At 35.7% G+C, this 14,102-nt stretch carries 11 protein-coding genes and 1 pseudogene; 8 read left to right on the top strand and 4 right to left on the bottom strand.

Annotated features, from left to right (window positions below; genetic code table 11):
- Window positions 1-130 precede the first annotated feature (130 nt).
- From CHSO_RS19565 to CHSO_RS19550, 4 genes and pseudogenes are all read right to left on the bottom strand, one after another.
- Window positions 131-337 carry a hypothetical protein gene (locus CHSO_RS19565; protein ID WP_045499825.1) on the bottom strand — a complete coding sequence of 69 codons (207 nt, stop codon included), beginning with the start codon at window positions 335-337 and terminating at the stop codon, window positions 131-133.
- A gap of 4 nt (window positions 338-341) precedes the next feature.
- Window positions 342-968 (bottom strand): DUF3575 domain-containing protein, encoded by a 627-nt coding sequence (locus CHSO_RS19560; protein ID WP_045499823.1) that lies wholly within the window; start codon window positions 966-968, stop codon window positions 342-344.
- Window positions 969-975: 7 nt separating this feature from the next.
- Window positions 976-2,151, bottom strand: a complete 1,176-nt coding sequence (locus tag CHSO_RS19555) for a thioredoxin family protein (protein ID WP_045499821.1) — start codon at window positions 2,149-2,151, stop codon at window positions 976-978.
- 152 nt (window positions 2,152-2,303) lie between these two features.
- A pseudogene (locus CHSO_RS19550) lies at window positions 2,304-2,632 on the bottom strand (winged helix-turn-helix transcriptional regulator).
- 209 nt (window positions 2,633-2,841) lie between these two features.
- On the opposite strand from CHSO_RS19550, the gene CHSO_RS19545 reads away from it, so the two are divergent.
- The 8 genes from CHSO_RS19545 to CHSO_RS19510 all read left to right on the top strand — a co-directional run bounded on the left by CHSO_RS19545 (window position 2,842) and on the right by CHSO_RS19510 (window position 14,083).
- Window positions 2,842-4,437 (top strand): histidine kinase, encoded by a 1,596-nt coding sequence (locus tag CHSO_RS19545; protein WP_045499819.1) that lies wholly within the window; start codon window positions 2,842-2,844, stop codon window positions 4,435-4,437.
- A 113-nt stretch (window positions 4,438-4,550) separates the two neighbouring features.
- Window positions 4,551-7,136 (top strand): zinc-dependent metalloprotease, encoded by a 2,586-nt coding sequence (locus tag CHSO_RS19540; RefSeq protein WP_045499817.1) that lies wholly within the window; start codon window positions 4,551-4,553, stop codon window positions 7,134-7,136.
- A gap of 6 nt (window positions 7,137-7,142) precedes the next feature.
- Window positions 7,143-10,472, top strand: a complete 3,330-nt coding sequence (locus CHSO_RS19535) for a SusC/RagA family TonB-linked outer membrane protein (RefSeq protein WP_045499815.1) — start codon at window positions 7,143-7,145, stop codon at window positions 10,470-10,472.
- Window positions 10,473-10,484: 12 nt separating this feature from the next.
- Window positions 10,485-11,807, top strand: coding sequence for a RagB/SusD family nutrient uptake outer membrane protein (locus CHSO_RS19530; protein ID WP_045499813.1), 1,323 nt, complete (start codon window positions 10,485-10,487; stop codon window positions 11,805-11,807).
- A 74-nt stretch (window positions 11,808-11,881) separates the two neighbouring features.
- Window positions 11,882-12,646 carry a LytR/AlgR family response regulator transcription factor gene (locus CHSO_RS19525; protein WP_045499811.1) on the top strand — a complete coding sequence of 255 codons (765 nt, stop codon included), beginning with the start codon at window positions 11,882-11,884 and terminating at the stop codon, window positions 12,644-12,646.
- 259 nt (window positions 12,647-12,905) lie between these two features.
- On the top strand, window positions 12,906-13,112 hold the full coding sequence (locus tag CHSO_RS19520) for a hypothetical protein (RefSeq protein ID WP_045499808.1): 207 nt from the start codon (window positions 12,906-12,908) through the stop codon (window positions 13,110-13,112).
- 118 nt (window positions 13,113-13,230) lie between these two features.
- The gene (locus CHSO_RS19515; RefSeq protein ID WP_045499805.1) at window positions 13,231-13,632 is read left to right on the top strand and encodes a hypothetical protein; all 402 of its coding nucleotides are present in this window, start codon (window positions 13,231-13,233) and stop codon (window positions 13,630-13,632) included.
- Window positions 13,633-13,717: 85 nt separating this feature from the next.
- Window positions 13,718-14,083, top strand: coding sequence for a hypothetical protein (locus CHSO_RS19510; protein WP_045499803.1), 366 nt, complete (start codon window positions 13,718-13,720; stop codon window positions 14,081-14,083).
- Window positions 14,084-14,102 lie beyond the last annotated feature (19 nt).

Genomic DNA, 14,102 nt, shown 5'->3' with positions numbered 1-14,102 from the left:
ATTGATTTATAAAATTGAAAGCTGGAAGTTATGATGGTCATAAAAAACACTTTTTCCTTTTTTAAAGGACTATTTAGTAATTATATGACTAAAAATAACTTCCAGCTTCCGTCTTCCAACTTCCAGCCTTTTAATCAAAATTTTGGGGCGGAGTTTTATCGTTCTTACCCTTATTTAATATAAAGAGTCCAATCGTTAAACCTACAACTCCTGCGAAAGCAGTTAGTAAGGCTCTTTGATCTTTGTCGGGGAGATCATTTCCAAGATAATTCATTAAAAAAAGGATCACAAAAGTAATCACTGAAATGATAATATGATTTTTTCCGAATAGCTTCATTGTATTATTTAAATTTGTAAGAGATCATCACACCTCCTCTGTAGGGGATAATTTCCCCGCTTTTGTTAAATTTCTCTGCATCATCATAGCGTCTTCCGGTGGTTCTGTCATACCCTTTATAAAAGCTTTGTGAAGTTCCTATAGTTGCATAAAGGTCAAGGTTCCAACGCTCAGACAATTGAAACTGATATCCGCCGGTAACCCCTAGCATAACAGAGTAGCCTTTTTGATAAAGATTAGAATTCACAATATATTCTCCGTCTGCTTTTTGGCTTACATTATCATTCCAATAGTTCCATTTTGCAGCTCTGTAGGCAGCAACTGAGATGTTGGCTCCTATATACCAATGCTTGAAAGCTTCTTTGAAATAATATCTTCCTTCAGCAGAAACAGAATAAAATTGCAGTTCGTGTCCTGCAAAAGATTTCCATGGTGAGATAAAAACATCTCCCTGAAGGGTATATTTAGGACTGATCTGTTTTTCTATTCCCAGATTGACAATTCCTATTGGTAAAAAAAGAGCATTCCCTTTTACATATAAACTTTTCTCTTCGCTTTGTTCCTGCTCTTGAGCCTTTAGTGAACCTATGCTTAGGAATGCCAAAGTTCCCATTAATACTCTGTATTTCATCAAGTGTTTATTTTATTTGTTTTAATAATTCCTCCGCTAATTTCGAATCTCTGTTAGCTTGAACTGCCATATTTCTAGACATTTCAGCGTAATTTTTTGCCATATCTTTATTTCCTGTTAAGAAATAAAGTTTAGCTAAGATATAGGTGTTTTCTGAAGTTTCTCCTCTCATTACGGACTTTTCAGCCCATTCAGTAGCCTTCTTTAAAGAGGACTGTGTTTGTATATGATCTACAAATACCCATGCAGCTCTTAAAAGCTCATCAGGATTGAAGGTATCTGGATTTTTATAGTACTCCAAAGCTGCTTTTTCATATTCCGGGAAATTGGCATTTTGTTCGTAATAGTTAAGCTTTGTTTGGTTGAGCTTAGTTGTAGCAGCTTGTTTTCCTACCAATGGTTCAGCCATTTTCATGAAGTACTCATCATTCACCTTTTTGTTTTTATCATCAATGGACTGTTCTACAATTTTTGATAGCTTTATTTGGCCATCAAATTCATTATATGTCTCTTCAGGAAGGTATTTGATGATCTCAGCTTTTCTGGAGATAAAAGGTTTATAATTGGTATCTTCTGCTGATTTCAGAAAAAATAGCATGTAACCTATTTCTTCTTTTGAAAGAGGATCAGAAGCTTTTTTATTTTCAAAATATCTTTCAGAAGCTTTTTTTGCAAACTCATAATCTGTATCAGAGTTAAGCTTCATAATATTGATCAGGAATTCCGGATCTTTTTCTCCACTGGCAAATCTTTCTTTAAGAGAACCTTTTTTATTCCCTTGTGAATTGATGTCCTGAGCCATGGCTACAAACATGCTTTCTTCCATATAACCAGTGTTTCTGGAAACAAGCTCACCTTCACCGTTCAGGAAAAGATAAGTGGGGTAAGATCGAACACCAAATTTGGCAGCGAGATCTCTTCCTTCTCCTTTTTCCATGTCGAATCTTGCATTAATGAAGTTGGTATTGAAATATTCTCTCACGGATTTCTGTGGAAAAACATTTTTTTCCATCATTTTGCATGGCCCACACCAGGAAGCATACGCATCAATAAAAACCAATTTCTTTTCTTTTTTGGCTTTTGCTATAATTTCTTTAAAAGGTAGTTCCTGAAACTGTATAGTCTCTTGAGCAGAGATGATGATAGAACAAACAATAGATATCCCGGAGATGATCTTCTTCATTTTCAAATAAGATTTGAAGCGAAGATAAATAATTTTCAAAATATAAAGGATGGAATTCGGGAGTTGAATAGTTATATTAACTAATTTTAAGACTTAGGTCTTTATATGCTGATTCTTTAAAGCCGGATAAGATTACTCTGTTTTCTTTTCTATCATAATAAAATGACTATTTTTTTCTTGGATTCTTTATGTTCCTTACCCCAAATCTCCGGCTGGTTAAGCACCGGGAGTAATTTTTTTCCTATTTCGGATAATTCGTATTCCACTCTGGCTGGAACTTCCGCGTATACTGTTTTATCACCAGATTTTTCTGTTCCATTTTTTTTAGCTGCAGCGTAAGCATTCTCTCGGAAATATTAGGAATTCTGTTTTTCAGTTCAAAAAATCTCAACCTCTCCTGTTTGAGTTGGTAACAGATGGAAAGAATCCACCGTTCACTAATCAGGTTAACAGCATATATTTCGGAACAACAGGATTCCATTGTTTTTTAGAAAGAAAATAATTTTATTCTGAATTTTTGATCAGAAAAAAGTTATACTCAGTGTAAATTTTAAGATAATTTTAATTCACTCAATGGTCCTCAGATCTTTGTTATATCTTTGCAAACGAATAATTTATCTACAGAGGTGATCTTAAAAAAATATAGGCTTTACTCCAGCATTGTTAAGATTTTCTGTGTAAGAAAATAGAATGCAGAAGAAATTGAATATTAATTTTAAACACGCCTTATCCCAAAAATCTATTTACGTTGCCGCTTTATCCACCTGTCTGATTGCAGTAGTGGCCTTTGCTATTTTAAGTCATTTAATTGCTGAAGATAACCGTAAAAATAATGAAGACTTTGCGAAAAAAACGTTCTTCAGGAAATATGAATCGGTGGAAAGCGAATTCAGAAATATTGAAGACTATCAGTATCTGCTTCGTGAACTGATTCAAAAAGACGGATTGAAGAACTATAGAGATTATTCTCTGGTTTTGAATGATTTAAATAAAAAAAGAAACCTGTTAACCTACAGCTGGTATTATTTTGATAACAGTAAAACGGGAAAGTATGAAAGTAATAATCCGTTATCAGGCATTTTCAAGGAGAGAAATAAGGAAGAAGGATCTATTGCTATAAAAAATAGAGGTTCCGGTCACTTCAAAGATCTTTTAATAAGCCGTAAAGACAGTATGTTCTGGGTAAGTTATGATTCTCTCATATTGCCGCAGAAAAATGTTCTGTATTATGGTTCTACTGTAAGTTTAGATGATCTTCATCAATATTTTACCAATGTAGATAAAAGTTCAAATACCTATGCTTATGTTTTTACCAAGGAAGGAATCTGCATTACCCATCCCGAAAAAAAGTACATCGGGAAGAATGTTTTCAATTTCACAGATATTAAAGCAAAAGACACTTTATGCAGTAAGATAAAATCAGGATATACGGAAGGTCTTGCCAACTCAGAATATTTGGGAATGGAAGTTACGCGTTTTATAAAACCTTTGAAAACTGACAATTTTGATGGATATGCAGTGATTAATTATGTCAACTTTATTACAGATGAAAATATCAATAAAGTAAAAGCTTATACAATTTATATATTTCTGGCGGCTTTATTTATGATTGTCACTGTTTTTATTTTATTCCAGCGGGCTACCAGTATTGCTTACAAAGAAAAAGGAAAAATACAGTCCGAGAAAAATCTCTTGCTGATAGAGAATGAAAAAATGCATAAAGCAGAAGTCATTAACCAGCTGCAGCAGCTTAAGAATAATATCAACCCGCATTTTCTGTTCAATTCCCTGAACTCTTTATATATGTTGATTGGAATTAATAAGGAGAATGCCCAGAAGTTTACAATGAATCTTTCGAAGATCTACAGGTATCTGATTGTGCCCCCAAAGGAAAATATAGTACCTGTTTCCAAAGAAATTGATTTTATCCAGAAATATATGGAGCTTTTGAAAAGCAGGTTTGATGAAGAACTGAATTTTCAGCTTATCATAAAAGACCCTGAAAGTTTAAAGAAACGGATTCCTTATTTATCTCTTCAGATTGTAACGGAAAATGCTATAAAACATAATGTTGCAACGATAGATCAGCCCTTGGAAATTACGATAGAAGTAGAAGAAAAAGGAATCACGGTAAAGAATACTTATCAACCCAAAACCGAAGGAGTGCAGGGAGAAAAATTCGGAATTGATTATTTGAATCAGGTTTATGAGTATTTTAGAGAAAATCCTCTTCATATTTCTGTAGATGGTGAAAACTTTATATGTTTTTTGCCATTAATGAAATAAAATGAAAAAATCCATTCACTCCCGAATTATCACCTTTCACTCCCTAATACACACTATGTAATTCACTATACCTATAGCTTTGCCAGCTGAAACTAAGATATTTACTATTTGGAATGAATCGGACTATTTTAATGAAGAATTACAGGCTTGCACTGTATCTTGGACTAGCAATGGCATCGCCGGCAGTTCTGGCACAGAAAAAAGATACTGTAAAAACAACCAAGGACAAAACCGAAAAAGCAGATGTTTCATCATCAAAGAAAACAAAAAAGATTGACGAGCTGATTAAGAAAGGAACTTATAAAAAAGGACTTTTCAATACCATTCAGGTAAAAACAGATCTTTATTTTGAAATTCCTGATAGTTTGATGGAACGTCAGTTTTTGGTAGTGAACAAGCTATCTCAGGTGCCATTGCAGGTAAATGAAGCTGGTCTGAACAAAGGAATGAACTATGAAAATAAGATTATTTCTTTTCACAGAGACAGAGTGGCTAAAAAGGTATGGGTAAGAACTTCTGAAGCGAAAGTATCTTCTCCTAAAAATGATGCCATTACAAAATCTGTTAAAGATAACTTTTCAGGATCTGTCATTGAAGTTTTTGATATTGAAGCTCAGAACAATGATTCTACTTCGGTAGCTATTAAAGTGAATAAGGTTTTTGACGGAAATCAGAAAAGCTTTAATGATGTGTTGGCTAATGTAGGTCTTGGTGGCTCAGTAAAATCAAGTCTTTCCTTTATTGAAGGAGTAAAAACATTCCCGGAAAACCTTGTGGTGAAATCTCAGCTGAGCACTTCTGTGAATGAAGGTGGAGTAGATTTACCGGTAACACTTGGAGTAACCAGCAACTTGGTATTGCTTCCTAAAGTGCCTATGAAACCAAGAATTGCAGATGCAAGAGTAGGATTCTTTAGTGAAAAGCATTGGTCCTTTAACGACCAGCAGCAGAAAATGGATGAGAAGTTTTTCATCACTCGTTGGAACCTGGAGCCTAAAGATGAAGACAGAGAAAAATATCTGAGAGGTGAGTTGGTAGAGCCTAAAAAGCAGATTGTTTATTATATAGATCCTTCAACACCTAAACAGTGGCGTGAAAAGATCATTGCAGGAGTTCATGACTGGCAGGTTGCTTTTGAGCAGGCAGGTTTCAAGAATGCGGTGATTGCTAAGATGCCGGATGAAAAGGATGAAGATTTCGATATTGATGATGTAAGATATTCCGTGATTACCTATGCGGCTTCTCCTAAGTCTAACGCGATGGGGCCATCCGTAGTAGACCCTAGAAGTGGTGAGATCATTGAAGCCGATATCATCTGGTGGCATAATGTAATGACTTCTCTTCAGGAATGGATGAGAATTCAAATAGGACCTATCGATCCGAAGGCAAGAGCCAATAAATTCAGTGATGAATATATGGGAGAAGCCATTCGTTTTGTATCCTCTCACGAAGTGGGACATACTTTCGGACTGAAGCACAATATGGGATCTTCTTTTGCATTCCCTGTAGAATCGCTTCGTTCCAAAGAATTTACAGATAAAATGGGTGGAACTGCTCCATCTATCATGGATTATGCGCGTTACAACTACGTAGCTCAGCCGGAAGATGGTGTTACAGCCATCACTCCAAAAATCGGAATCTATGATAAGTATGCTATTGAATGGGGTTACCGTTGGTATCCGGATGAATTTGCTGAGAAAAGAGCATTAAAAAATCTGATTGATAAGCATGAAGATGACCCGTTGTATTTCTATGGTGAACAGCAAAGCTACCTTGAAACCATAGATCCACGTTCACAGTCGGAAGACTTGGGTGATGATGCCATGAAAGCCAGCGAATACGGAATGAAAAACCTGAAAGTTGTAGCCAATAATCTTTTAAAATGGACCTATGAAGATGGTAAAGATTATACGGATGCAGGTAAATTATACATGGGAGTGATTGGACAATGGGATCTGTATACAGGGCATGTAATGGCAAACGTAGGTGGTATTTACCTGAACAATACAGTTTTCGGAAACAAGAAAAAAGCCTATGAAGCAGTTCCTGCTGAAACCCAGAGAAGAGCGGTTGATTACCTGGTTAAAAACTCAATCCACCTTCCGGAATGGTTATTCTTTAATCCGATTACTGAGAAAACATATTCGGTGAAAAATTCACCAATGGGGCCGTTTGAGCAGACGCCATATACCCTGGCAAGAGGAATGCAGTATGCCAATATCTATTCCCTGTTTATGGATGACCGATTACTTAGACTCCTTGAGAACGAGTTGAAGCATGAAGTTTCAGGTTCTAAAGATAAGATCTACACTGTAGAAAACTTATTTGAACAGGTGAGAACAGCCATTTTTAATAAGAAAGGAAGCCTCACAATGCTTGAAAAAATGGCTCAGAAAAACTACGTGGATGCACTGATTGTTTCGGTGAACAAATTATTCGAAAAAACAGCCGTAAAAACATTGAAGACAGATCAGACGTTGAATATGCCAATGATCTGCAACTATCATGAAGAAGGTAAAAACCTTAGAAACATCAATTATTCATCCATGAAGAGAGTATCTGAAGTTACAACGTACAAGAGAGCAGAGCTGCAAAAAGTTCTGAATATACTGAATAACACCAGATACAGAGGTGATGACGCTTCAAGAGCGCATTACACAGACTTAATCATTCGTATTGAAGAGGCTTTAAACAAATAAACAGCAATGAAAAAAACTCTAATCCTTTTACCTCTTTTAGCGGCCCAGGTAGCGTTGGCTCAGGAAAAGAAGACCATTACAGGAAAGATAGAAGACGGTAACACTTCCAGCGTAATTGCAGGAGCATCTATAAAAATAGAAACCCAGTCAGTTTCTACAAAAACCGATCTGGACGGTATCATCGAAAGTGTATCCGTAGGTACAGTAGCCGATAAAGACGGGAAATTTATACTGGAAATTCCGATAGATACGAAATCTATTCTGGTAAGCTTTCCAGGGTACGAATCACGTATCATCCAGATCAATGAAGATAAAACCAATTATACGGTAAGACTGGTTCCTGAAGTTTCAGATAAAAATAAAATTCAGGAAGTTATTATTACCGGATATCAGAAGATTGAAAAACGTAAGCAAACCTCAGCAGTTGCTACGGTAAAAATGGATAATATCAATCAGGCTGGGGTTGCGAGTGTAGACCAGATGCTATCCGGGCAGATTGCCGGGGTAGTGGTGACTCCGGAAACAGGATCTCCGGGAGGACCTGCAAAAATCAGAATCCGTGGAACAGCATCTTTGTCTGGTCCACAGGATCCGCTATGGGTAATTGATGGACTTCCGTTAGAAGGAAATGATGTCCCTAACTTCAGTGATAAAGATAATATCGATCAGCTTCAGAACTTCTCTATTGCAGGACTGAACCCAAACGATATTGAAGATATTACGATTCTTAAAGATGCTGCAGCAACGGCAATTTATGGAGCAAGAGCGGCCAACGGGGTAATTTCCATTACTACGAAAAAAGGAAAGAAAGGAAGCATGAGAATCAATTTCTCTGCCGATACTTTCGTAACAGCCCGTCCTGATTTTGATAAACTAAACCTGATGAATGCATCAGAGAAAGTAGATCTTGAATTAATGCTTGCCAAGCGTTCAGATCTTACTTACCGCTCAGATAGAGGAGAAGTGATGAGGATTTTAGCTCAAAATAACCAGCTAAATGATTTTAGAAGTGGTGGTCTTGATGCTTTAACTCCATTCACACGTAATCAAATCAACGCGTTAAGAAACAATAGTACAGATTGGGGAAAACTGTTGTACAGAAATGCAATCAATAGGCAATATGGAGTAAGTGTTTCCGGAGGTGGAGAACATGCAGATTACTATTTCTCTTTAGGATATTTTGATGAACAGGGAACCACTATTGGTACGGGATTCAAACGTTATAATCTTACTTTAAAGAACAATTATAGGTTAAGCGATAAGTTAACGGCTGGGATCTCTGTTTTTGGTACTGCGAGTGAGAAAGAATCATTCATGACGGATGCAGATGCTTCTGCAAGCCCGGTTAATTATTCAAGAAATGCCAATCCTTATCTGTCTCCTTATAATGCTGATGGAAGTTACAGATATGATAAAGATATAGATGGTTTTAAAGATGTATATGTTCCGTTCAACTTCCTGGAGGAAAGAGAGAATACAGATTATACACTGAAAAATCACTCTCTGAAAGCGATATTGGATTTAGAGTATAAAGTTTCAAAAAGCCTGAAATTTACTTCTCAGTTGGGTATTCAATATGATACCAATAAAACGGAAAAGTATGCTACTGAAAACACTTATTTTACAAGAAAGTTCAGAGAAGGAACGCGTTATTATAAGGATGGACAATACCGTTATTATTTACCCGTAGGAGGAATAAAACAAAACTGGGACAATGACTATTTCCAATACAACTGGAAATTACAGGGAACATACAGTACCAAAATCAATTCCGTACATGAAATTGATTTGATGGCTGGTACCGAAATTCGTAAAACAGACGATAATACAACGCTTACCAGAGCATTTGGTTATAATGCTTCTACAAAAACCGGAACACCAATTGTTTTCCCAAGCTCCAACGATGCTGCCGAAAAGAAATATGAAACTTACCGTGAAATGCCTCGTGTAGAAAATGCCTATGCTTCAATGTTTGCTACAGCTTCTTATACTTACGATCAGAAGTATACATTTTTCGGAAGTGTGAGATATGATGGTACCAATTTGTTTGGGGTTAATAAAAAGTATAGATATTTACCAATATGGGCAGTTTCAGGATCATGGCTGGTAACGAAGGAGAATTTCATGCAGAATATCACTCCTGTTTCCAATCTTAGACTGAGAGCGTCTTATGGTCTTCAGGGAAATATTGACCGTAACACTTCACCGTTCTTCATTGGTGAATACAATTATGCTAATATTCTTCCGGGAATGAGAGAAGATGTGATTAATGTAATCAGCCCGCCAAATGATAAACTTCGTTGGGAAAAAACTACCAACGTGAACTTTGGTCTTGACTTGGGATTGCTCAAGAACCGTATCAACCTTACCGCGGATGTTTACAGCAGAAAAGGTACGGATATGATCAGCATGAGAGAAACTCCGCTTGAATCAGGATTCGAATATACAATGGCAAACTGGGGAAGTCTTACCAATAAAGGTTTTGAATTGGCAATTTCTACCAGAAATATCAATAAAGAAAACTTCAAATGGTCAACTACGATCAACTTTGCACATAACAAAAGTAATGTAGTAAGTGAACAGCCTCGTGATAATGCCCGTCTTCCTACAAGAGAAGGTCTTCCGGTAAATGCTGTTTTTGCATTGAAAACTGCAGGAATAGATGAAAACGGAAACCCAATGTTCTGGAAAGGGAACGAAAAAGTGAAAATTGAAGATTTCTTCGGATTATATGATCCATATGTAGACTTCTTGCCTGGCTACTTCGCACAGTCAAAGCTTTCCAATGAAGAAATGAGAAATCTGTTTACCTATGTAGGAGATAGAGATCCGAAATTTACAGGAGGTATTATTAATACCTTTAAAGTACATGATTTCGACTTAACGATATCTGCAACATTCAACTTTAAACAGACGGTGATGAAAACACCATCATATAAAGGAATGGAACTGGATAGGGGAAGAAATTATACACGAGATATCTATGAGGCAGGAACTTCACTTCCGGGTATTACAAGTCCTGAGATGGATAGCAATCCCGGATGGATGGGAAATAAATGGCTTACAGATAACAATTATAATATTTACAATTTGTTAGATATCTGGGCTAAGGAGATCAGCTATGTAAGAATCAGCAGTATCCGTTTAGGGTATACACTTCCTAAACAATTTACAGCCCCTATGGGAATCAGCAGTCTTAGGCTGAGTGTAGAAGGACGTAACCTTTTTGTATTCAGTAACGGATATAAAGGATATTTTGATCCGGAAACGTATGGAAATATTTATGCACAACCTATTACCCGTTCAGTTACACTTGGATTTAATGTTTCTTTTTAAAACTTGAAAAAAATGAGAAAAATAACAACATTTATCGCGTTAGCAGCTCTTAGTTTTACCAGCATAGGATGTGATAGATTTTTAGATATACAGCCGGAAGGTAAAGTAGTTCCTGTAAATACAGAAGATTACAGAAAGGTGCTTACCTCTGCTTATTCAAAATATCCGGAACACAGATCTTTATTGGCGTTGCGTACAGATGAACTTAGTTTGGATGAAAATGCCAGTGGCTTTGCTTATAATCGTGAACTTGCCATGTGGAAAGATACCGGTTATGATTCCAATACTGGGGAATACCCTTGGGTAAGATTCTATTCCGTGATCTTTTACCTGAACCAGATCATCAATGAAGGGAGTAAGACCATGAATGATTCTCCTGAGAAACAACAAATATTGGGTGAAGCATATGCATTGCGTGCCTATTCATATTTTGATCTTGTTAATTTATATGGTAAGCAATATAACCCTGCTACGGCATCTTCAGACAAAGGAGTGTCAATCAGTTTAGAAATTGATGTGGAGGCGGTATTGAAGCCTTCTACCGTACAGCAGGTGTATGATCAGATCCATTCTGATATTGCAAAAGCAGAAGGAATGATGCAGGAACAGCAGCAGCCAACAGGAAGTAATTACAGGTTTTCCAAAATTTCTTTAAAAGCTTTACAGGCAAGAATGGCATTGTATCAGGGAGATTGGAATAAAGCTTTGGATTATTCACAGCAGGTGCTTGCTATCAAGGATGGTTTAAGTAATTTAAATACAACCAATGTGGCTCCTCACCACTATGCTTCAGTAGAATCAATCATGGCTTTGGATAATGCATTCAATGGTTCTGTGAAGAATAATCTATCCTTTGCTGCTCCAGAGCTGATTTCATCTTATAATAAAACAACAGATAAGAGATTCGGACTTTATTTTGAAAAAGCTCCTGATCGTTATAATGTGATTAAAAAAGGAGATTCTGACTTTAGAGTAACCTTCAGAACAGCAGAAATGTATTTTATCAAATCTGAAGCATTACTGAAACTGAACAGACTTGATGAAGCTAAAGAAATTCTATTGAAAGTTTTAAAAAACAGATATACTCCGGAAGGATACACGTCTGTTCAAAACGCCGTTGCTCCAATGAATACCTCAGATTTCATGAATTTTATTCTGGAGGAAAGGTTCAGAGAATTCGCTGTAGAAGGCCACAGATGGTTTGATTTGAGAAGAGCAAATCAGAAGAAGATCGTTCATACAGTTGGTGGAAAAGAATATATTCTTGAACAAAATGATCCAAGATATACAATCGCATATCCACAAAGTGCAAGAAAGAATAATCCTAATTTATAGAACACTTCATATTAACAACCCCTGAAACCGCTGGAATTTAACCGTTCTAGCGGTTTTTTTGTACTTTTGTATTTATGAAAATTGCCATTATAGAAGATGAGCTGCTGGCTGTTAATTATCTGAAAGATCTTTTAGATAAACAAAACATCATTCCTGTTACGGAAATAGTAGTTCTTCGTTCCAAAAAAAAGGCAATAGAATTCTTTGAAAATAACGCTGCTGATCTTATTTTTATGGATATTCATCTTGGTGATGGGATGAGCCTTGAAATTTTTGAGCAGGTAGAACTTTTTACTCCTATCATTTTTATTACAGCTTTTGATGAGTATGCAATGCGTGTTTTCAAGCATTTCACCATAGATTATGTCCTGAAACCTTTTGAGGAAGAAGATCTTCATCAAGCATTACAGAAATTTGTTTCTATCAGAAATAATTTTGATCCCGAACCTTTATTGAAATCCATTTCTACCTTACGTCAGGGAGAAAATACGGAGGTGATGAAACGTTTCATGGTAAGAGAAGGCAATAAACTGAAATCTGTAGACGAGCAGAATACAGCCTACTTCTTTGCTTCCGGAAAATACCTTTTCCTTACTACAATGGATAACCAGACTTATATTTATGATGATACCATCAAAGATATTATTCAAAAACTGAATCCGCAGGTTTTCTTTAAAGTGAACCGAAAGTTTATCATCAATAAAGAAGCGATCACAGAGATCATCAAACATTCAAGCCAAAAAGTAGAATTAAAACTGTCTCCCAAACCTGAGGTAAGCGATGAGGTGTTTATCAGCAAAATGCAGATTGCCGAGTGTCTGAACTGGTTGAAGAATTAGGTGAGCACGAAGCTTGATGCTGGGAGAGGGAAGTACTTGTATGAGAAGTACATCATTAAGTCTTTTTTGAATTTCCGGACACTGCCATTCCGGCGAAGGAGGAATCTCAATGTAATAATTGAAAGTCAGTACAGAAAAATACACAATCAAATACTTCATTTTTAGATTTCTTCCATCAAACAACAAATAAGAGTTCACCGTATAACAATAATTTTCAGCCTTTCTCTTCCTGCACTAACCTTTTCAATATTGATTTTTTTTGTATTTTCCTGCTGAAAACCACTATAAAGATGAAACCTCAGCATACGTTTTTGAATATGATCAATTTGGTCATTGTTTTATGATCCATAATGAAGCAGACGGAAAGGAAGATATTTTTGGATGGGAAATTGGAAGTGAACAATGTTCTTTTACCTGGAAAAGGTTTGAATATTATCAAAACTCAGAACCTTTACTTCCGGAATGATTGGATGAACTATTTATTAAATCTATAGAAATAGTCTTCTGAATATTATAATTGAAGGAGCAAAAATTTTAAAAAAAATTAACAGAGTGGTTTAAAAATATTAATATCAATAACCAGAATGAATCAGAATATAGCAGATCAATACAACCTTACTTTTGAAGATAGAGTTCATGAGTGGAAGGGGTTTCGTAAAACAGTAAGTAAAATAGTTATTACTAATAATCAATATTTAACCACTTTTTTAAACAGCTGGAATTGCGCTGAGCAGATCAATGCATCATTATTACCAGATATTAATGATGCACTGAGCAATCCGGATGAAGAAATTGATAGTGATGCTGCAACAGTAGATATTATTATGCATAAGAATGAAGTGGATTTTTATGATGATGCAAAAGGATATGTAAGCAGTATTCCGTTGCAGGATTTTAAAGAAATTGTAAAAGCATGGAGAAATTTCTTAAAGACAGTTCCGGAAAGTGAATCAAAGATCCGCCGAATTTTTTCTGATTTTTTTTGAAAAAATAATACGGAATAGGTGCTGCTTTAACCTTTATAACGATTGGGATTTTTAGCAAGTTGAAAAGGATTAAAAAAATAATATAATGAGTATTCTGACAGATTATCAGATTAGTTTCGGAATTCAAAAAATACATGGTAGAGATTATAAGTTCATGAAATCTAATGAGTTTATTTTGAGTAATTTAATTAGTGAATTTAGTACTATGAGAAAAAGTGATGAGCTTGTAGAAGGAATCAAGTATGCTCAGGACCATCCACAAGAAGGAAGTATAAGATGTACTACAGATGGATTACAGTTTATAGAAATATTTCCATTAGTTACAAAAATTTATACTGATATAGATGATTATCATGATCAGAATTCAATACCTAATTTAACTTTACCAACAAATGACTTTAAAGAGATCGCATTGGCTTGGAAAAATTTTGTTAATAATGGAAATACATGAAACTAACTTAAACTTTCAA

The organism is Chryseobacterium sp. StRB126 (genome assembly GCF_000829375.1).
Lineage (GTDB): Bacteria > Bacteroidota > Bacteroidia > Flavobacteriales > Weeksellaceae > Chryseobacterium.
This window is presented reverse-complemented; position numbering and strand designations above follow the sequence as displayed.

What these genes read in the sequence shown, in the direction of transcription:
- CHSO_RS19565 (WP_045499825.1), bottom strand. Translation starts at nt 337, where the DNA reads ATGAAGCTATTCGGAAAAAATCATATTATCATTTCAGTGATTACTTTT.
- CHSO_RS19560 (WP_045499823.1), bottom strand. Translation starts at nt 968, where the DNA reads ATGAAATACAGAGTATTAATGGGAACTTTGGCATTCCTAAGCATAGGT.
- CHSO_RS19555 (WP_045499821.1), bottom strand. Translation starts at nt 2,151, where the DNA reads ATGAAGAAGATCATCTCCGGGATATCTATTGTTTGTTCTATCATCATC.
- CHSO_RS19540 (WP_045499817.1), top strand. Translation starts at nt 4,551, where the DNA reads ATGAATCGGACTATTTTAATGAAGAATTACAGGCTTGCACTGTATCTT.
- CHSO_RS19515 (WP_045499805.1), top strand. Translation starts at nt 13,231, where the DNA reads ATGAATCAGAATATAGCAGATCAATACAACCTTACTTTTGAAGATAGA.
- CHSO_RS19535 (WP_045499815.1), top strand. Translation starts at nt 7,143, where the DNA reads ATGAAAAAAACTCTAATCCTTTTACCTCTTTTAGCGGCCCAGGTAGCG.
- CHSO_RS19545 (WP_045499819.1), top strand. Translation starts at nt 2,842, where the DNA reads ATGCAGAAGAAATTGAATATTAATTTTAAACACGCCTTATCCCAAAAA.
- CHSO_RS19530 (WP_045499813.1), top strand. Translation starts at nt 10,485, where the DNA reads ATGAGAAAAATAACAACATTTATCGCGTTAGCAGCTCTTAGTTTTACC.
- CHSO_RS19510 (WP_045499803.1), top strand. Translation starts at nt 13,718, where the DNA reads ATGAGTATTCTGACAGATTATCAGATTAGTTTCGGAATTCAAAAAATA.
- CHSO_RS19525 (WP_045499811.1), top strand. Translation starts at nt 11,882, where the DNA reads ATGAAAATTGCCATTATAGAAGATGAGCTGCTGGCTGTTAATTATCTG.